General features: G+C 63.7%; 29 protein-coding genes. 10 read left to right on the top strand and 19 right to left on the bottom strand.

Annotated elements, in window-relative coordinates:
* Positions 1-66 precede the first annotated feature (66 nt).
* The 19 genes from ACREPD_RS04810 to ACREPD_RS04720 all read right to left on the bottom strand — a co-directional run bounded on the left by ACREPD_RS04810 (position 67) and on the right by ACREPD_RS04720 (position 10,394).
* A complete protein-coding gene (locus ACREPD_RS04810) occupies positions 67-417 on the bottom strand; it encodes a Mor transcription activator family protein (RefSeq protein WP_431598253.1) in 351 nt (116 codons plus the stop codon).
* Positions 414-1,013, bottom strand: coding sequence for a hypothetical protein (locus ACREPD_RS04805; protein WP_431598252.1), 600 nt, complete (start codon positions 1,011-1,013; stop codon positions 414-416). The genes ACREPD_RS04810 and ACREPD_RS04805 overlap by 4 nt, the downstream gene beginning before the upstream one ends.
* Positions 1,013-1,474 (bottom strand): phage protein GemA/Gp16 family protein, encoded by a 462-nt coding sequence (locus tag ACREPD_RS04800; protein ID WP_431598251.1) that lies wholly within the window; start codon positions 1,472-1,474, stop codon positions 1,013-1,015. Before ACREPD_RS04800 ends, ACREPD_RS04805 begins: the two co-directional genes overlap by 1 nt.
* Positions 1,471-1,662: a hypothetical protein gene (locus tag ACREPD_RS04795; RefSeq protein ID WP_431598250.1), complete on the bottom strand. Its 192-nt coding sequence runs from the start codon at positions 1,660-1,662 to the stop codon at positions 1,471-1,473. The genes ACREPD_RS04800 and ACREPD_RS04795 overlap by 4 nt, the downstream gene beginning before the upstream one ends.
* The gene (locus ACREPD_RS04790; RefSeq protein ID WP_431598249.1) at positions 1,655-2,029 is read right to left on the bottom strand and encodes a DUF2528 family protein; all 375 of its coding nucleotides are present in this window, start codon (positions 2,027-2,029) and stop codon (positions 1,655-1,657) included. Before ACREPD_RS04790 ends, ACREPD_RS04795 begins: the two co-directional genes overlap by 8 nt.
* Positions 2,019-2,939: a recombination-associated protein RdgC gene (locus ACREPD_RS04785; RefSeq protein ID WP_431598248.1), complete on the bottom strand. Its 921-nt coding sequence runs from the start codon at positions 2,937-2,939 to the stop codon at positions 2,019-2,021. The genes ACREPD_RS04790 and ACREPD_RS04785 overlap by 11 nt, the downstream gene beginning before the upstream one ends.
* A gap of 180 nt (positions 2,940-3,119) precedes the next feature.
* On the bottom strand, positions 3,120-3,419 hold the full coding sequence (locus tag ACREPD_RS04780) for a hypothetical protein (RefSeq protein ID WP_431598247.1): 300 nt from the start codon (positions 3,417-3,419) through the stop codon (positions 3,120-3,122).
* Complete coding sequence (locus ACREPD_RS04775; RefSeq protein WP_431598246.1) at positions 3,412-4,035, bottom strand: DUF3164 family protein; 624 nt, start codon at positions 4,033-4,035, stop codon at positions 3,412-3,414. The genes ACREPD_RS04780 and ACREPD_RS04775 overlap by 8 nt, the downstream gene beginning before the upstream one ends.
* Positions 4,036-4,075: 40 nt before the next feature.
* Positions 4,076-4,582, bottom strand: coding sequence for a hypothetical protein (locus ACREPD_RS04770; protein ID WP_431598245.1), 507 nt, complete (start codon positions 4,580-4,582; stop codon positions 4,076-4,078).
* The gene (locus tag ACREPD_RS04765; protein ID WP_431598244.1) at positions 4,579-4,806 is read right to left on the bottom strand and encodes a hypothetical protein; all 228 of its coding nucleotides are present in this window, start codon (positions 4,804-4,806) and stop codon (positions 4,579-4,581) included. Before ACREPD_RS04765 ends, ACREPD_RS04770 begins: the two co-directional genes overlap by 4 nt.
* Positions 4,799-5,074 (bottom strand): hypothetical protein, encoded by a 276-nt coding sequence (locus tag ACREPD_RS04760; RefSeq protein ID WP_431598243.1) that lies wholly within the window; start codon positions 5,072-5,074, stop codon positions 4,799-4,801. Before ACREPD_RS04760 ends, ACREPD_RS04765 begins: the two co-directional genes overlap by 8 nt.
* Positions 5,064-5,453 carry a hypothetical protein gene (locus ACREPD_RS04755; protein ID WP_431598242.1) on the bottom strand — a complete coding sequence of 130 codons (390 nt, stop codon included), beginning with the start codon at positions 5,451-5,453 and terminating at the stop codon, positions 5,064-5,066. Before ACREPD_RS04755 ends, ACREPD_RS04760 begins: the two co-directional genes overlap by 11 nt.
* A complete protein-coding gene (locus ACREPD_RS04750; protein ID WP_431598241.1) occupies positions 5,453-5,707 on the bottom strand; it encodes a hypothetical protein in 255 nt (84 codons plus the stop codon). The genes ACREPD_RS04755 and ACREPD_RS04750 overlap by 1 nt, the downstream gene beginning before the upstream one ends.
* Before the next feature lies 1 nt (position 5,708).
* Entirely contained in the window at positions 5,709-5,951 is a 243-nt protein-coding gene (locus tag ACREPD_RS04745; RefSeq protein ID WP_431598240.1) for a hypothetical protein, read from the bottom strand.
* Position 5,952: 1 nt separating this feature from the next.
* Positions 5,953-7,128, bottom strand: coding sequence for an ExeA family protein (locus tag ACREPD_RS04740; protein ID WP_431598239.1), 1,176 nt, complete (start codon positions 7,126-7,128; stop codon positions 5,953-5,955).
* On the bottom strand, positions 7,125-8,927 hold the full coding sequence (locus tag ACREPD_RS04735; RefSeq protein WP_431598238.1) for a hypothetical protein: 1,803 nt from the start codon (positions 8,925-8,927) through the stop codon (positions 7,125-7,127). The genes ACREPD_RS04740 and ACREPD_RS04735 overlap by 4 nt, the downstream gene beginning before the upstream one ends.
* A 2-nt stretch (positions 8,928-8,929) precedes the next feature.
* Positions 8,930-9,844, bottom strand: a complete 915-nt coding sequence (locus ACREPD_RS04730; RefSeq protein ID WP_431598237.1) for a hypothetical protein — start codon at positions 9,842-9,844, stop codon at positions 8,930-8,932.
* Positions 9,845-9,861: 17 nt separating this feature from the next.
* Positions 9,862-10,170 carry a helix-turn-helix domain-containing protein gene (locus tag ACREPD_RS04725; protein ID WP_431598236.1) on the bottom strand — a complete coding sequence of 103 codons (309 nt, stop codon included), beginning with the start codon at positions 10,168-10,170 and terminating at the stop codon, positions 9,862-9,864.
* On the bottom strand, positions 10,167-10,394 hold the full coding sequence (locus ACREPD_RS04720) for a hypothetical protein (RefSeq protein WP_431598235.1): 228 nt from the start codon (positions 10,392-10,394) through the stop codon (positions 10,167-10,169). Before ACREPD_RS04720 ends, ACREPD_RS04725 begins: the two co-directional genes overlap by 4 nt.
* A gap of 98 nt (positions 10,395-10,492) precedes the next feature.
* Between ACREPD_RS04720 and ACREPD_RS04715 the strand changes: the two genes are divergently transcribed.
* The 10 genes from ACREPD_RS04715 (at position 10,493) to ACREPD_RS04670 (ending at position 17,649) form a co-directional block, all read left to right on the top strand.
* Positions 10,493-10,963, top strand: coding sequence for a helix-turn-helix domain-containing protein (locus ACREPD_RS04715; RefSeq protein WP_431598234.1), 471 nt, complete (start codon positions 10,493-10,495; stop codon positions 10,961-10,963).
* The gene (locus ACREPD_RS04710) at positions 10,960-11,364 is read left to right on the top strand and encodes a hypothetical protein (RefSeq protein ID WP_431598233.1); all 405 of its coding nucleotides are present in this window, start codon (positions 10,960-10,962) and stop codon (positions 11,362-11,364) included. Before ACREPD_RS04715 ends, ACREPD_RS04710 begins: the two co-directional genes overlap by 4 nt.
* Positions 11,361-11,570: a hypothetical protein gene (locus ACREPD_RS04705; protein WP_431598232.1), complete on the top strand. Its 210-nt coding sequence runs from the start codon at positions 11,361-11,363 to the stop codon at positions 11,568-11,570. Before ACREPD_RS04710 ends, ACREPD_RS04705 begins: the two co-directional genes overlap by 4 nt.
* A gap of 271 nt (positions 11,571-11,841) precedes the next feature.
* Positions 11,842-12,543 carry a hypothetical protein gene (locus ACREPD_RS04700; protein ID WP_431598231.1) on the top strand — a complete coding sequence of 234 codons (702 nt, stop codon included), beginning with the start codon at positions 11,842-11,844 and terminating at the stop codon, positions 12,541-12,543.
* Entirely contained in the window at positions 12,540-12,974 is a 435-nt protein-coding gene (locus ACREPD_RS04695; RefSeq protein WP_431598230.1) for a hypothetical protein, read from the top strand. Before ACREPD_RS04700 ends, ACREPD_RS04695 begins: the two co-directional genes overlap by 4 nt.
* A 258-nt stretch (positions 12,975-13,232) precedes the next feature.
* The gene (locus ACREPD_RS04690) at positions 13,233-13,547 is read left to right on the top strand and encodes a hypothetical protein (RefSeq protein WP_431598229.1); all 315 of its coding nucleotides are present in this window, start codon (positions 13,233-13,235) and stop codon (positions 13,545-13,547) included.
* Positions 13,537-13,851: a hypothetical protein gene (locus ACREPD_RS04685; RefSeq protein WP_431598228.1), complete on the top strand. Its 315-nt coding sequence runs from the start codon at positions 13,537-13,539 to the stop codon at positions 13,849-13,851. The genes ACREPD_RS04690 and ACREPD_RS04685 overlap by 11 nt, the downstream gene beginning before the upstream one ends.
* A gap of 7 nt (positions 13,852-13,858) precedes the next feature.
* Positions 13,859-14,404 (top strand): DUF3486 family protein, encoded by a 546-nt coding sequence (locus ACREPD_RS04680; protein WP_431598227.1) that lies wholly within the window; start codon positions 13,859-13,861, stop codon positions 14,402-14,404.
* Positions 14,405-14,422: 18 nt separating this feature from the next.
* Positions 14,423-16,126 carry a hypothetical protein gene (locus ACREPD_RS04675; protein ID WP_431598226.1) on the top strand — a complete coding sequence of 568 codons (1,704 nt, stop codon included), beginning with the start codon at positions 14,423-14,425 and terminating at the stop codon, positions 16,124-16,126.
* Positions 16,123-17,649 carry a DUF935 domain-containing protein gene (locus tag ACREPD_RS04670; RefSeq protein ID WP_431598225.1) on the top strand — a complete coding sequence of 509 codons (1,527 nt, stop codon included), beginning with the start codon at positions 16,123-16,125 and terminating at the stop codon, positions 17,647-17,649. Before ACREPD_RS04675 ends, ACREPD_RS04670 begins: the two co-directional genes overlap by 4 nt.
* Position 17,650 lies beyond the last annotated feature (1 nt).

Here is a 17,650-nt window from a genome sequence, read left to right as displayed (position 1 = left end):
GGAAGAAGGCGGAAAAAAAAAGCCCGCCGCGCAACAACATTGCAGGACATGCAATAGAGCAGAAGCCTAGAAAAGGCCCAGCTGGTTGAGGTTCCGGTCGCGCAGCTCGGCACGCCGGATCAACTTGCGAATTCCGCGTTCGGTCATGTCGTATTTCCTGGCCAGCTCAGAGTAGCTGGCTCCGTCCCGGTGGGCGGCGAGTATCTCACGCTCCCGCAGGGAGAGCTTGAACGCGTGGTCCTTGGGGAAGGACAGCACCTGGCCGGACCAGTTCTCGGCCAGGCGATCGGCGACGGCAGCGCCGATCTGGTCGGCGCGGTCCTGGCTGAGGCCCATTTCCCGGGCGGTGTCGGCCGCTTGGGCGGCGGCATCGGCCAAGAGCTCGCTGCGGCGAGCCTCCATCGCGTTCCTGGTCATTGGGCATCCTCGGCGTACTTCTTGCGGGCTTCCGCCCGCTCGTGCTCAGCCTGCTCAGGGGTGAATGCGCCCATGTTCACCATGTGGGCGATCCAGGTCATCTGCCGTTCCAAGGGGCTTTCTTTGTGTGGCGATGGGGTGATCCCGGTGGAATCGCGTAGATGCTTGCCCTTTCGGGCGTCCTCTTCTCGCTGGCGCTCCACGGCGGCGTCGGCGGAGTCGGCAAGACCGAACACCACGGCCCGAAGGTAGCCGTGGCTATCCAGGGGCAAACTCAGGCGATCACGCTGGCTGAGCATCTGTTCGATGGCGGCCGCCCACATAGAAGGCGTCGCCGGGCGACGTATTCCCGAACGCTCGTCCTTGCAGACAGTACCGGCCTTCACCAGGTCAGCCACCTCACGGGCCAGCTTCACCGCCCGTGCAGCGCGCAGGCTGGTCTTGGGCGGCTTGAACAGGCGCAGATAGGCGAGCACAGCGCGCCCGCAGTCAGGTGACACTTCAGCCATGATTGCCGCCAGACGCTTCCCGTCGTCGTCCGTAAAGAACGCCTCGATCTCCGCCTGGAAGGCACAGTGGGGGCAAGAAGCGAGCATCAGCGAGCCGCCGCCTTGCTGCTGTGCCGGTTGGCGTCGTACTGGAGCGCTGCGATCACCTTCTGCAACTGATCCTTGTTGCACCATTCGATGCGGGTAACCTTGAACATACGCGTGGCCATGCTGTGAACATAAGCCCAAGGCCTGTGAGCGTCAGTCAGCAGGGCCTCGACCTTGGCGAGTTGAGGGCTGAGATCGCCCTTGGGACGGCCTGCCCACTGCTCCGCTGCATTGTCGCGCTTGGCCGGCATCCCGCCCAAGCGACGTAGTTCGTTGGCGATCGCGCTCAACTGTTGCGGGCTGCATTTGGCCGCGCTGCGTACAGCTTCGCCATGCTCAGCCGAAACCCGCTGCACCAAGTCGCGGTAGACGTCTTCGGGCAGACCCAGCTTCTTGGCACCGGCGTGGATTGCTGCCAGCACCCGGTTACGGGCGCCCCCAGCCTGGCGCATGCGGGTCATGGCTTCACCTGGTCGGTGAGGGCCGCGTGCGCCGCCTTGATAGCGGTCTGCCACGCGGGGATTTCTTGGCCGGCACGGTCCAGCAGGCGGAACAGACCAGGCCGGGCTGCTTGCGCAATCCGGCCTCCGGCCTCAATCACAGCCACTACCTGTGATTTCTTGGTGAGCGGCGCCTGTCGGTCAGCCACGTTCGACCTCCACTTCCGAGACTTTCAATGTGTCCGGGTCAAGGTCGGGCCGACCATCCCAATCCCAAAGACGAATCCCGGCCTGTGTAGACGACGGCCAACCTTCCAGGTCATCGAACTCCTGCTGCATACCCATCGTGGAATAGCTGGTGTTGACATCCAACACCCAGCCCAGGAACTCTGCTGCAGCCAGCTTGATCACAGCGAGCACAACGTCGCCGCCGGCACTGTCCAGTCGATCGCTGGCCCCCGTCCAGAAGCTGTTGATCTGCGTGGCCAACTTCGGTGTCAACCTGTCATGGTCGACATCCAGCGTGACCTCGGCATCACCCCACTCTTGCTCGATCTTGTAGCGCTTAACGTTCATGGCTTACCTCAGCGCTAGACAGCCGCAATGCTTGTTCCAGCAGTAGGAACAGACGTCGCACTTCACCGCTCAGCAGCGCGAAGCGGGCATCGAGTTCGGCGCGCCGGCCGTCATCGTCAGCGTGCTCGAGCTGGTCCAGTGCACCGTCCAAGAACTTCAGCTTGCGCACGATCAGGTCGTCGCCGAGCACGAAGGACAGGTTGTCCTCGAACACCAGGGCCAGCTTGGTGACCTGCTTGCCGGCGTCCAGGTGTTTGTCGATTTCGTCGCAGCGCAGTTCCTGGTGCTGGCACTTAACCACCGCGCCGCCCTCGGCCGGGTCCTTCATCTCGCACTCTTCGCCCAGGCTAAGCCCGGTCGGCAGCGTTTCGCCGGCGATCCAGCCGGTCAGGATCGAGCGCGGCGCCACTTCGGCGTTGAGCGGCATCGCCGGGAAGCTGCCGAGCAGGCCACGGATGTCGGACATGACGTTCTCGCCGGTCTTGCGGCTGGAGCTGTCCACGGCCACGAAGCCGTGGGCCAGGTCGATCAGCGCATCGGTGCGCGAGCTCTTCACCACGGCGCGCGGCATCAGCTCGTGCAGCAGGTCGTCCTTCATCCGCTTGCGCTCGCGGCCACCGGGCTTGCGCCCTTCCTTTTCCTCGATTTCCTCGAGCTTGCGCGCCAGCAGGTCGTTGACCACCGCGCCCGGCAGGATCTTGTCCTCACCGCCCACGGTCAGCCACAGGGCGTCGCCGATGCGGTGCGAGAACACGGCCTTTTCCTCGCGGCCGAACGGCGAGATGAAGCCGCGCGAATTCATTTCAAGCGGGCCGACCGGCTTGAGCAGCACCTGCGGCAGCAGGGTGTCCACTTCAGAGAAATCGGTTGCGGTCGGGAAACGGAACAGCGTGAGATTGCGGAAGAACATCACTTCACCCCCTGCATATCAGCTATGGCCATGATGTGGGAAAACACAGAGCCGCAGCCGCCATCGGTGGTTCTGCACTCCAGAACCAGGTTGAGTAGCTCACTGTCGTGTGACGCCGTGCTGAGCGTGGCGCTCATAGAGGGCTGACGGCAGTGTGGGCAGGACGTCTCAATTCGCTGCTCACCGTCCATCACCGTTCTCCTTGTCAAAAAATTGCACGATCGTGGGCGAGTCGAGGCGGCGCTTCAGCACCCAGGGGAACACATCGCCACGCAGTTCGATGTACTGCAGAGCCTGGTTCACCCTCTTCAGGTCATCGGCCTGGTACGCCGGACGACGGGTGTCGAACATGGGGTGGCCAGCGTCGTCCTTGAGCTCGTGGGCATAGAGTTCCACCTCGGAGCGGACGCATGCGTCTGCAATGTCGCTGGCCAGCACCATCAGCACGAAGCCAGCCTGAGGAGGCGTGGTGTCATTCATGGTCCACCGCCGCAATATCGAGGCTGATGGGCTGATAGGCACCACGCTCGTCACGCTGGTAGATGCGCAGGTAGGTCTTGCTGCCCACCACCTGGACCGCTTCCCCGATGGCGCGCATCGCTCGCTGCCAGCGGGCATCTTGGATATTCAAGCGACGAAGGCCAAGCACGCTGCCGGTGCGGATCTCGCCGCTCGTATTGACGCGAAACGCGTCCTGGACCAGCACCGCCACCTCCGGCTTTGCGTCCTCGGTCCACTCGCGAAGGCATTCATCGATCAGTTCCTTGGCCGCCTGCAAGCGTTCATCGAAGTTGATGGTCTCGGAGATCGCGCGGATCACCTTGTATTCGCCGTCGAAGGACATCAGGGTCAGGTTTCCCTTGCTGCCGCCAAGCTTGACCTCATACTGCTCGGCGCTGAGCTGCACGAACGCCTGTACGTCATCGAACGTTTGCCGGCGGAACTTCACCAGCAGTTTGCGCAGCGCCTTGGCGCCGACCACGATCCCCTGGACAAGCTCATCCCGGGCCTGGTCGATCGGTCGGATCTGGTTCTCCGGAACCAGGTGGCCCTGGTTGTTCCTGCGGAATCCTGCAGGTACGGTGATATCGGTCATTGTGTTGCTCCTGTGGGTGGATGACGTGTGGCGCCAGGCGCTATTCCGCGTCGTCAAAAATTCGATCAAAGTGGGCGTGCAGCGAGTCAACAATCCGGTGCCCCAGCCAGGGCGGCAGCTCACCCTCAAGCTCTTCCTGGGACATGCAGACGGTGCCCAGGCTCGGAGCCAGAGATTCCTTGTCGAAGGCGGGGCCTTCATAGGCGAGCGGATGGTGTGCCAGCACGGCCTTCGCGGCGCTATCAGCTGGCGTTTGTCGGATCACGCGGCCGGGCGAGTGGCCTCCGTGCTGTTGTGCGACCAGAAGCGACGACTCATCGATCTTCCAGTCGCTGGCCAGGCAGTACTTCTTCGGGGTATCGCTACCGATGCGGACAAGCATCCCCGCGAGGTAGGCACGGTTGATCAGGCCCTGGACATAGGGGCGGTAGCGATAGCCCTGCGCCATCACGAGGTCGGCCAGGCTGCGGGAATCCAACACCACACCTTTCTGCAGCGCCTTCGCTATCGCCGCCTGGGCCAGGACATTCAAGTTCTCGACGCTCACGGGCTCACCTCGACGTCGTCGGCAATTGCGTCTTCGAACTTGGTCACCACCACCGCAGGCGTCGGGTCTGGCGTGACCGTCGCTACCACCCGCACAATTGCCCGGTGCTGCCTATCGGCGCGCGTTTTCATTGCGGCAACACCCAGCGCTTCTTCCTGGTCGACGAAGCCTGGCCCGGCGGCCCACTCCAACGGCACCACCATGAATCGCGGTTGATCAGCCATTGGCCACCTCCGTCAGCGCCGGAGCGCGCTGCGTCCACTCCAACTGCATGCCCTGGTACTCGGCGGCCATGATCCGGTCCTGCCCTCCCATGCCGTTGGGCTGGCGCCGCTTGAGTGCCCCCCTGATCATCGGCGGCGGGCGATCAATGATCAGCACAGCGCGGCGGCCGTTGCTGTAATGGGATAGCACCTGGATGCCGGCGTTCTCCAGCTCACGCGCGGTGGTCGCGGCGGCGAGCAGGACATCGGATTTGCGGTCACGCGTCATGGTTGGATTCCTCGTCGTTGTCGGGCGCTTTAAGCCCAAGTTGGCCGTACAGGTCGGGCATGGCCACGCGCTTCATGGCGCACACCTGTTGCAGCGATGTCATGGCGCGCCCCACCAGGAAGGAGCAGGCGCGTTCAAGCTCAGTGGAGTCCGCGGCGAAGTGATATCCGAAAGCGGGATGTGCGCAGATCGGGTAGCCGTCGCGTCGCAGTTTTTCGATGATCTGGCGCAGCTTTCGTTCATCGCCCGCGTTGATACGTTGCGAAAGCACGTAGACCAGGTCACGTGCGGTGATCCCGTTGGCGGCGCCGCGTCGGCCCTGCAGCACCGAGAGCACCGCATCAGGGGTCAACTCTTGAGGTAGCAGGGCCAGTTGCATCAGTGACGAACCTCCGTGTGTAGAACGCCGCCGAAGGCGTCCGTGGTGGCGTCGGGCGCAGCGGGTGCCTGCGCTGCTGGTGACTTCGCCAGCGCGGAGACGCACGCCTGGCAGTCATGCTGGTCCCGGCCGCGCCCGCTCTCCAGGGGGCCGCCGTAGCCATTCCAGCGGCCGCACAGCGAACTGCCCTCGATGAAGTAGTGCGGCTTGTTTGCCCGGAGCGGCCAGCCCCAACCGTGTTCGTAGGTGGACATGTCAGCCCTCCTCGATTGCGTCTTCGCGTAGCTCGTCGGTCAGCGCGGCCAGCCCGTCCTGGGTGATGGTGTCCAGGAGCGAATCGATCGATTGCCCCGGACGCCAGCAGATGCCGGCGTTCTCCAGTACGGCACGATGCATGGCCGTCACACGATCGACCGGGAGCTCGCGCTCGATCAGCAAGGCGCGGACGTACATGCGCTGCGAGAGGGACAGGCGTGCAGTACGAGGCGTAGCTGCCATATCACACCCCCCGCACAACGTCGGCGGTCACGGCCGGAACGCCCAGGTCGGCGGCGCGGTTCATTGCTGCCGTGATGGCGTTCTGGACCGCCAGCGGATACAGCAACGAAGCGGCGCCACGAGTTGGCGTCAGCTTGGCGCGCAGCGCCTCGATTGCCGACCTGTCCAGGACACGTTCAAGGGGCAGATGATTGCGCTTGAACCGGTGGGTGAGATAGCCCTCCAGTTCCGCATCCAGGGCCGGCAGGTTGACGATCTCAATGCGCTGCACCACTTCCCGCACCTCGGGGTTGTGCTCGGACAGCTTGACCTGCAGTTCGGGCTGGCCGATCAGGATCACCGACAGCAGTGGACGTAGCCCGTCCTTCAGTTCGCGGAAGCGTTTCAAGTGCTTGAGCGTCGCCAGCGGCAGGCAGTGAGCCTCTTCGATGATGAGCACGTGGCTATGGCCGGACCTTGCGCTGTCGCGCAGTGCCGCATGCAGCTGCGCGAAGCGCGCCTGCGGACTGCTCATGGTCTTGGCCAGAGGTGCCACGGCCGACATCACGGCTTCGGCGATGTGCAGGCTGCGCAGGGTCTTGCCGTTCTTTTCGGTACCCTCCATCGCCTGGACGTAGGGCTCGACGGTGATGATTGCCTGCTCTTCCCTACGGATGCGGTCGAGCAGCTCCTCGCGCAGGGTGGACTTGCCGGCACCGGATTCACCGATGACAGCCATAAATCCGCCGTGACGGGCGACTTGGTACATGCTCTCGCGCACATAGCGGATATCGGCGCTGAGGAACACCTCGTCGGCGCTGGCCGGGTCGGCGAAAGGATCGGCCGTCAGGCCAAAGTGGCGGCGGGCCTGCGGCGTCAGGGTCTGCTTACGGAGTAGCATCTGAATCTCCTCGTCGGTGATTTCGTTGATAGCGGGGTTGTCGAGTGGGGAATCCGGGGCCGCCGTGTTGACGCACGGCGGCTCCTCTTCTTCTTCCCAGCGCACCGCGTTGGGCGCGCTGTGGTTTTGCAGGAACTTGGTGATCGATGCCGCAACAACAGCCCGGTCGTATCGGGCAGGAAGCTGGCCGTGGTTGATCAGGGCGCTCAGTGCGGGCCGGCTCAGGCCAATCGCCTCTGCGAGCGCTCCTTGTTTGATGAAGGCGTCGGCGAGGAGCGTTTTCAGCCGCAGCGTCATGCCACACCTCCTTCGATAACCCGCAGGCCGCTGCGCTTCGGGGTGGCGAGCTCGACAGCCCAGGATTCGACCTGGTCGACCGGCATGCCCTCCGGCCACCGCGTGGCGGTTTGGGCGTAGAAGTCAGGCTCCCAGGCAACACCTATCCGCTCGACCAGGGGCTTGAGGCGCATGGCTGCCTCTACATGGTTCAGGAGGGCCAGCTCTGCGCGAACAGGCTCTGGTTCGATGCGGCGCTCCGCGACTACCGGCGCGCTCAAGGTGGAGGCGGTGCCGGCGCGCGGCAGGCTGGGAGCGATCAGGGCTTCGCGCAGATGCTTCATAGGGTCGATCTGCCCGTTCAGGAACAGTCGCTTGGACTTACGTGCTGCCGCTGCCTCAGCGTCCGTGGTGACCTCCATCGAAACCCTCTCCAGCTCCTTGCGGGCCGCATCGGCAGGTGTCTCGGGCAGAGCCTTGAACTCGGTACCGACTTGCGCGGCAGTTTCAAGGAAGCCCCATGCATCGCGCCCAACACGCGGCGCCAGGTGATGGACCGGCGCGGTGTCCGTCTCGCCGGGCATCAGCACACGGATGCTGCCTGCGGTGTCCAGGGCATTGGCTACGACGCTCACCCGTTGACCATTGATCAAGCCGGGAATGCCGCGCACGTCGAAGACCTCGCCCTTGAATCGGATCAGGCAGTCTCGGACCGTGCACAGCTTCGGCGCGGTCGTGGCCATTTGCCGAAGTACTTCCACCGAAGGAGCGAGAACCAGCTGCTCAGGCGTGATGCGCAGCCAGCCATCGCGTCGGGTCATACCGGTGCGGGTATGCATCCTCGTCGCGTTGTAGGCTCGAGACCACTGCTGAGCCAGGGTATTGATTTCCTCCAGGCTCGTGACCGGCGCGCGGGTCTTGAGTGCGGCTTCAAAATGCGTCTCGATGAGGTAGTTCGCGTTCTCGACCTGGCCTTTGGCGCGGGCGTTGCCCACTTCGTTGACGATCAGTTCGATTCCGCAGGCGGCAATGAAGTTGCGCGTGGTGCCGGCGGTAACCGCGCTACCGGGATCCATCATCAGCATCTTGGGGATGCCGTGCATGGTTCCGCCGGGCCGCTTGGTCATCGCATGAATCAACGCGCTGAGCAGGTTGGCGCTGGACTCTGCACCAAGGACATAGAACACCTCGATCGCACCGCTGGCATGGTCGGTACAGGCGTAGCGCCACAGACGGCGGTCAGCGATCTTGGTGAAGTTGCCGGGCTTGCCCCGGTAGAAGTCCCGCTTGTCCATCACCTGTGCCCCGTCGTCAGCCAGGTAGAACTGGCGGCTTACCGAGGCGTCGATCTGCCAGAGGTAGTTCGGGTGTGGGCTAGAGAGGCGCGCCGCCGGGGACGGCGCGGCCAACTGGTCACGGTGATAGCCGTAATGCCGGATGGCACGGCAGATCGATGAGGTGCTGAGCAGGAGCCACTCGCCTGTGCCTTTGTCGACGCGGCCGGCTTCGATCCTGCCATTCGCGCGCAGGATGTCGACGGCATCCTCCACCGGCAGCGTGCCGGTGCCGGTGAGGCGCCGGGTTTCTTCGACCAGCGCCGCGATGGTCCTTGCTTCTTCCCGGGACAGCGACATTTCCCCGGCATCGCTGCGGCGCTTGCGCGGCTTGACTGATGCCATCACGGCACTGAGGCGGCGGTAGGCCGTCTGAACCGAGCAACCCATCTGCTCGGCCAGCTGCGCCGCGATGCGACCCTTGCTGCCGTGCGGCGCGCTCAGCAGTTCGCTGGCGGCCGCACTGATGAGAGCCTCGGCAGACATTCTCAGCCCTCCATGCCCAGGTCGCGCAGGATCGGAATCCGCGCTGCAATCTGGCCGTCGTCCCGCACCTTGCGCACCCCGTCCAGCAGTCGGGCAAATACGTCGCCCAGGAAGGCATCGCAGTCCAGGTTGTTCTGGTCACAGTGGTCGGCCAGCGCGATGACCGCGCCGCGCAGCCCACTCTTGCTCGCGCCCAGTTCAGCGACGATGGTGGCTTCCGCATCAGTGACTGCATGCTGCAGCTGCAGCTGCTGCTCATCGGGGCTGGCGCTCTTCCACTTGCGCTGGGCCTTGATGGTCTTCTCGTGTTCTTTGTTCAGGTCATCGGACAGCTTGCTGATGCGCTGGTCCTTCGCCTCCAGATCGGCACGCGCCTCGCGTACCGCTTTGCGAAGTTCATCCCGGGTCATTTCCTCAACCTCGTCGAGGTCAAGCCCGCCTGTGGCCCCGGTTTCGGCCAGCTCTACGAACTGGTCATCCGGCAGGGAGAGCAGCTCGATCAACTTCGACTGAGATCCTGTGGCCTCGATCAAATGCGTCGCCCGCGTCGCATTTGGCAGCAGGGCAATTCGGCGAGCGGCCTCCATCATCCGCTGGGCTTGGCGGCTCTCCATGCCGAGGCGCTCCAGCAGCCCGCTCCACTCGCCGTGGAGTGCGCACTCCCGAGCCACCAGAAGGTAGCGGCCAGCCCGCAGGAAGGCATCGCAGCCGCGCTTCAGTTCGCTTCGAATCGCCGCTTCGTAGTGGTCCGGGTGCCACGGCAGGCCGTCGCCGAACTGCTCAACCAGCTGGGTCTGGCGCGTATGGAGCGCCTCCATCGCCTGCGCGTCTTCGATCGGCGTTTTGCCAATGAACTCGGGGCCGGCCTTTTCAGCTGCTGCCAGTGCGTTGCGACCGGCGCTCTTCTTATCAGTCATTGCTTGCCTCGTCTGTATCAGTTGGGGTTGCGGGAATAACGCTGTTCGGTTTCTTCCAGGCGCTGGCGGTGTCGTGCCAGTTCCTGCTCGTGGGCGCGGGCCAGTTGGATGAGTCGGGGGGACAGGCGCCAGTACTCATCACGGCCCGGGATCCGCTCGGCGATGCCCTCGTCGGCCAGTACCTCCAGGTCACGCAGGACCGTCGACGGAGTCGCCTGGAGCGCGTCGGCCATCTGCTTGAGCCGAAGGCCTTCAAGGGTGTGCCCCTGCAGTACGAACAGCAGGCGGAGCGCACGGCGGACCGGCTGCTGGGATGGGGTGCTCATGCCTGCACCGCGCTGTGCTCGATCTTTTCGATACGCGCCGCACTGACGATTCGGCTGCGCATCGCCCGACCTTTCGGCCCGTCCCAGGTGCCGAGCAGCGCACCGCGCGCGTTGGAGATGTGCGTGCCGTTCTCGCGGCACCACTGGGTCAGGGTCGTGCCCTGCAAGAGGAAGCCGGCACGTACCCGCTTGTGAAGATCAAAGCCGGGGGTTGTGGAACGCATGGGTTATCCTTCGTTTCTTGTTTCCGGGGTGGCAAAACGCCGTTGACGTCTCAGGAACAATCCTAAGTGTAAAAATTACACCTTGCAAGGGGTTTCGTGTGGTTTCTTCACTCATCCGCCAGATCATGGAAGACGGGGGATTCAGGCAGGTCGATCTGGCTGAAAGCCTTGGCGTGTCTGTCGATCGGGTGAAAAGCCTCACCACGGGGAGGGTCAAAAAGCTGTCCCCCGATGAATTGCGGGCTCTAGTGGAGAAACTTCACGTTCGCCCTGAGTTCCTCACCACCGGGGATCGCCCGGTCTTCCTGCGCCCGGAAGACGCCGAACTCGGGCGCCGGATGAAGTTGCTGTCCGACGCGTCACACAAAGCGGCCGCCTTGGATCTACCCGCTCGCTACCAGATGCTGGTGCGTGACGTATTGGTAGGCGCCGCGTTGGGGCAATCGGATCTGTTGCTCAGCACGATTGACGGTTTCGCCGCCGCTGTCCTGGATGACCAGGCTCGAGCTGTTGGCGCCCCTCCAGATGTAGAACGGAAGCATCCAGTCACCAAAAGGAAATCGTCATGAGAAAGTTCTGCTTGGCCATTGCGGCCGTGGTTCTGTTGACTGGTGCAAAGGCCACCATCGGCGAGGACTTCGACGCCGCCAACGTGTCGAAGCTGCAGGTGGGCCAAACGACGTTGCCCCAGGCTGTCGAGCTGCTTGGTGCGGAGCCGCAATCCTCGACGGTTGGCAAGAGTGGCGCCATTGCCTACGGCTGGAGCCACGTGCTGGCCAAGTCGAGCATGTGGTCTGGCAAGACCAGCGCCGAATCCAAGCGCGTCGTTTTGGTGTTCAGTACAGACGGAACCTTCCAGCGGATTTTGCAGTTGAGCGGGGTGCAACTCGCCGACGCAGATAGGGCGCGTCTGATGGTCGAACCGGCAAGGGAATCGCGCCAATTGGTGCACGAGAAGAGCGAACGATGAGTAAGTACAAGTTGAGGCTGGACACCGCGCCCCCGTCTATCGACGGTCTTGAAGCGGATGAAACTGTGAGTGAGATCAGTCTTTCCTTCAAAAATCTCAGTGAAACCCAAGGGGCAGAGAAGAAGCCAGGACCTGGAAAGGTGACTGCCATTGTCAAGCGCCCAGGCTCGGATCCCAGGGAGATTCGTTTCGACTACTCCCTGTAGATCGCCGTCTCGATGCAGTCCATGAAGGCCGCCCGTACTGGGCGGCCTTTTTGTTTGCGTGCAGCATGCCTACGCCTTGATGCCAGGACTGGTAGCTGTCCACGACTATCTCGCGCGCGCGCGAGGTTTTCCTGTGAACTCGTGCAAATGACCCGCGCGGCACGTGCGCGGAGACTGGCCCTATCGATTTGGTGCGTTCGTGGGGGCGCACCAGGCCGGCGGGGCAGACCCTCGTCCTGCACCGCCGGCCATCTCTCAACAGGAGCTGGCTATGGCATCGCGTGGCATCCGCAACAACAATCCAGGAAACATTGATCGCAGCAGTGCCAATAAGTGGCAGGGGCGGATGGCGCGCGACAAGATGACGGCCGCGCAGCGCGCTGAAAGCCGCTTCGAAGTGTTCAGCACTCCGGCCTGGGGCATCCGTGCGATGTGCATCCTGCTGATCAACTACCAGGACAGGCACGGCTGCAACACGGTCAAGCAGATCATTGCCCGCTGGGCGCCACCGGTGGAGAACGATACGGGCGCCTACGCCAATCAGGTTGCCAGTGCCCTGGGCGTACGCGTGGACCAGTTCATCAATACCCATGAATACAACCGGATGCGCCCGCTGGTGGAGGCGATCATCCGTCACGAAAACGGATCCCAGCCGTACCCCTCGGATGTGATCGAAGAGGGTTTGCGCCTGGCTGGCATCGTAAGGCCGGGGGGTGCCGCGCTGGTGGCGACGCCGCAGGCCGCCACCACTGCCACCGTCACCGCGCTGGCCGCCGGCGGCACGGCCGCAGTAGTGGAAGGGGTCAACCAGCTGCTGCCGGCGGTGCAGTCGATGAATGCCGTGGCGATGGCCACCAGCGCACTGCCCAGCTCGATCCGGATCATTGCTGGCGCGGCAGTCGTGGTCAGTGTTGGGGCGAGCATCTACGCCTGGTGGCGGCTGCGCCGTGCGCGCAAAGCGGTCCACGAATGAACCGCCTGGGCCTGCAGGTGGCGGGAATTTTCCTGATCCTTGCCGCGCTCATCGGTGGTGGGTTCGTCACCGGCTACCAGTGGCGCGACGATGAGGTGCAACACCTCCAGGGTCAGGTGACAGCACTGGCGTCAAGCAAGGCCGACGAAACCTCCAGGGCAGACGCCAATGCAGGTACAGCGGTGTCCCTGCGCGCGTCGCTCCAGCGAGAGGCGGCCGCCAAGTTGGCACAACAGAAGGCCGCAATCGCCGAGCTCGATGCCCGTGCTGACCGAATCTCCATGCTTGAGCGCCGAGCCGCCAGGCGGCAGGAAGCCCTCAACAACAAGGTGACATCCGATGAAGATTGCAACGCGCTGCGCACTACTGCTGTTTGCGCTGCTCTGGCTCGGGGGCTGTGGGGAGACGAAGCAAGCACCGGTCCGCACTGAACTGATCGAGTGGCCGGTAATCGTGTACGCCGAGCTCCCGGCCACGCTGACCGAGCCGCTGCAAGCGCCGCCGCCGCCGTCGGCCAACTGCAAGTTGCCGGATGGAACCTCCACTCCCTGCGCTTTCGATGCGCTGATTCGTGAGCTTTCCTGGCAGCAGCTGCTGCAGCGAGTGAACGATGACCGAGCTACGTCAGGCCGTCTCGGTGGCGCCAAATTGTTGGCGCCCACCAGTCGCACGGCAGGAGACGCCGGGGAATGAAGATCGTGCTCGAACTGTGGCAGGTGATCTCGTTGCTGATTGCTGGTGCGGGCATGTTGGTCGGTCTCGTGAAATGGGGGACCGGCCAGATCAAAGCCAGCATCGACCAGCGCATGGCGGGTTTCGAACGTGCCGCTGAAGGCTGGCGTGACCAGGAACGGCAGCTGCTGCAGCTTCGCCTGGAGCTGCCGGAAAGATATCTCCGGCGGGAGGACTACATCCGTGGCCAGACCGTGATCGAGGCAAAGCTCGACGCGATCAACTCGGACATCAAGACGATCCAGATTCAAGGGGCAAAACGTGAGCATTAAGTTGGACATGGAGAAAGTTCGGCGGGAGCAGATGCGTTGGGTGATGCTGCTCGCACTGCACAACGCGTCCCCGTATGGCGCTTATGAGGAGATCCTCATCAGCACCGCACAGGCCCTGTACCCGGACGCCACGCAGCTGGAAGTGCGCCGCGCCCTGGAATACGTCAAGGACCGCTGCATGGTGTCCTTGGACAAGAAGCCGGATGGACGTTGGTGGGCGGACCTCACCCGCCTGGGAACCGACATCGTCGAGTACACCGCCCAGTGCGAGCCAGGCATTGCCCGCCCCGAAAAGTACTGGTGAGGTAGTCATGCCCCCGCGCAGCGCCATCGAGCAACTTCCAGATCACATCCGGGCCGAGCTGGAGCAGAAGCTCATCGCCAACGGCTTCAGCGGCTACGTGCAGCTGGCCGAATGGCTCACCGACCACGGCTTCACCATCGGCAAGTCGGCTGTCGGGGTCTACGGCCAGAACCTTCAGCGCAGACTGTCGTCCATCCGTGCCAGCACGGAAGCGGCCCGGCTTATTTCCCAGGCCGCCCCGGACGATGCCGACGAGCGCAGCAACGCAATCATCAGCCTGGTGCAGACCGAGATCTTTGAGGCGTTGCTTTCCCTGCAGGAAGCAGCGGATGAGGACGATCCCGGCGAGCGCATTGCCATCCTGGGAAAGGCCGCGAAGAACATTGCAACCCTCACCCGCGCATCTGTGAGCCGCAACAAGTGGGGCGTCGAAGTCAGGAAGGCCGCGCTCCTGGAGGCGGCCCAGCGCGTGGAGGGCGCGGCCTTGGCCCGTGGCCTTTCCGCCGACGATGCCGGCTTCTGGCGTGAGACCGTCCTCATGGGAGTGAAGTAAGTGGCAGTGCCTGCGCCCTTGGCGGATACCGAACGAGTACTTGACTGGGATGAACTCCCCGAGTGCGTGCGCCAGGTGTCGGCTGACTTCAATCCGGCCGCGGCCGGCGTGCTGATGGCCCACCAGTCCGACTGGATCCGCATGCAGCAGGACTTGGATATCGCGGTCTGCGAGAAGGGGCGCCGCACCGGCATCACCTTCGCCCAAGCGTTGACCGATACCATCACTGCCGCCACAACCAAGGATGCCGGCGGTGATTCTGTCTGGTACATGGCCGACACCCGGGAGAAGGGCCTGGAATACATTGGCTACGTGGCCAAGTTCGCGCCCATCATCGCCCGTGGCCAGGCCACGCGCATCGAGCAACACATTTTCCATGACCAGCGGCCCGATGGAACCAGTAATCAGATCCAGGCGTTCCGCGTCCGCTTCGCCAGTGGCAATCGCATCACCGCACTGTCCTCCCGCCCGGAGAACATTCACGGGTTGCAGGGCGTGGTCAATATCGATGAGGCAGCGCTGCACAAGAATGTGGCCAAGGTGCTTGAGTCAGCCACCGCGCTGCTGATCTGGGGCGGCCGGATCCGAGTGTGGTCCACCCATCGTGGAAAGAAGAACCCATTCAACCAGCTCGTCCAGGACGTGCAGGCCGGGCGTTATGGCAAGCGCGCTGGGGTCATCCGCATCACCTTCGATGATGCTGTCTCCAATGGCCTGTATGAGCGTGTTTGCGCCATGCGTGGCATCCCGGCCACCGCTCAAGGCAAGAAGAACTGGTACACCGGCATCCGCGCAGCCTATGGCCCCCGTAAGGCGGCTATGCGCGAGGAACTAGACGTCATCCCGCGCGATGGCGACGGTTCGGCCATTCCCTCAGTATGGATCGAACGGGCCATGCCCGAGGTCCGGACGGTGCTTCGCATAGTGTTCGATGACGATTTTCCCAAACGCTCGGAAAAGGAGCGCGAGATCTGGTGCGCCTCCTGGATTGCGATCACCCTGCTGCCGGCGATGAAACAGGCCGGGACGGGGTTCAGCGGCCGCTGGGCGGTGGGCATGGACTTCGCGCGCCATCGCCACTTCTCGGTGATCGTGCCAGCCAAGATCAGCCAAGACCTGCGCCGAGACGCCCCGTTCCTGATCGAGTTGGCCAATGCGCCTACCCGCCAGCAGGAGCAGATTTTGTGGGCGTTGCTGGACTATCTGAACAACTGGACGTTTGCCGGTGATGCCACCGGTCCCGGCCAGACGCTGATGGAGTACACGGGCGACAGGTACGGCCGTGCCGAACTCAACAAAGAAACCGGGCGCTACGACGGCGGCCCGGTGCATGAGGTTACGCTGTCGCGCCCCTGGTATGGCGAGTGGATGAACAAGTACATCGCCCTCTTCGAAGATGGCTACATCACCCTGCCCAGGGACGCCTCGCTGGAGGATGACCATCGCGCCGTGGAGTTTGTTGACGGTATTCCGATGGTCCCCAAGCTGGAGCGCAAAGACCTCAAGGACGCTGAGTTGGTCCGTCACGGTGACGGCGCGATCGCCGGGGCTTTGATGCAGTTCGCGGCGCTAAACCACGTAGTGCACGCGCCCGTCGAGTACCAATCGACTGGACAGCGCGCCTACATCGGCGATGGCCGCGCCGACGGCGTGGCCGGCACAGTGACCGACCAGGGCTTCGGCACCGTGGCCGGCGGCAATGATTTTGGAGGATTCGTATGACCAGCTCCCGCCCCGATATCGGCCGCGAGATCGCTACCACCGCCGACGGTATCGACATTACCCGGGGCTACACCGGGCCGCTGCTACTGCCCTTCGACAGCGTGCTGCGCAATCGCGGCGGTTATGACCTGCAGATCTACGAACAGGTGCTTTCCGACCCGGAAGTCAAGACCACGTTCGGGTCACGTCAAGATTCCGTGGTGGCCTGTGAATGGCAGGTTGAACCAGGCGGCGACAAGCGCATCGACCGGGTGGCGGCAGACTATCTGCGCGAGCAGTTGCACAACGTTGGCTGGGACAATGTGACCCGCAAGATGCTCTTCGGCGTGTTCTACGGCTATGCCCCGGCGGAGATTCTCTACAAAGTTGATGGAAGCCGCATCGGCCTGGAGGCCATCAAGGTGCGCAATCGCCGCCGCTTCCGTTTCGGCAAAGAGGGCGACCTACGTCTGCTCACCCAGTCGCAGATGGCGGAGGGTGTGCCGGCGTCCGCACCGTACTTCTGGAACTACTGCTGCGGCGCCGATCACGACGACGAGCCCTATGGCTTGGGCCTGGCCCACTGGCTGTATTGGCCGGTGCTGTTCAAGCGCAACGGGCTGAAGTTCTGGCTGATCTTCCTGGAGAAGTTCGGCATGCCCACGGCGGTGGGCAAATACGAGGCCGAAGCCACCGATGCTGAGCGCAACAAACTGCTGCAGGCCACCCGGGCCATCCAGACTGACAGCGGCATCATCATGCCCAAGGGCATGGAGCTGATGCTGCTGGAAGCCGGCCGCAGCGGCACCGCCGATTACAAGGCCATGCAGGACTACATGGATGCAACCATCCAGAAGGTCGTGCTCGGCCAGACGGCCAGCACCCAAGGCACGCCCGGAAAGCTGGGCAACGATCAGCTGCAGCGGGAGGTGCGTGCCGACATCATCAAGGCCGATGCCGATCTGGTGTGCGAGTCCTTCACCAGGGGGCCGGCGCGCTGGCTTACCGAGTGGAACTTCCCAGGGGCGGCGATCCCGCGCGTGTTCCGCGTCACGGAAGAGTCCGAAGACCTGGACGCAATGGCGTCCCGCGATGAGAAGTTGCTGCGCCTGGGCTACCGGCCCAAGCAGGTTTACATCGAGCAGACCTATGGCCCCAACTACGAGACGGTGCAGCCGCCGGCAGAGCCGGCATCGCCGCCTACGGCCCTGGATGGGCCGCAGTTTGCCGATGCTGGCCATGCTGTGGTCGCCCTGCTGCGCCGGCACTATCCGGCCTCTTTTGCCGATGGCAATCGCGCCTCGCTGGATCCGTCGTCGCCCCTGGCACGCCAGCTGGATCGCCGCTTGGCTGCGGTCGGTGGCGGTTGGGTCGATCTGGTCCGCAACCTGGTCAACCAGGCCGAGTCGCTGGAGGATCTGCGAGACCGGCTGTTCGAACTGCAGCCGGACATCGCCCTGGACGACTACGCTGCGGTGATGGCCGATGCGATGACCGCAGCGACCCTGGCCGGCCGTTTCGACGTGCAGGGCGACGGAACCTGAC

This window comes from Stenotrophomonas sp. (assembly GCF_050737075.1).
In the GTDB taxonomy this organism is placed as follows: Bacteria; Pseudomonadota; Gammaproteobacteria; order Xanthomonadales; family Xanthomonadaceae; genus Stenotrophomonas.
Note: the sequence above shows the minus strand (reverse complement) of the source record. Positions and strands in the feature narration are given on the sequence as shown.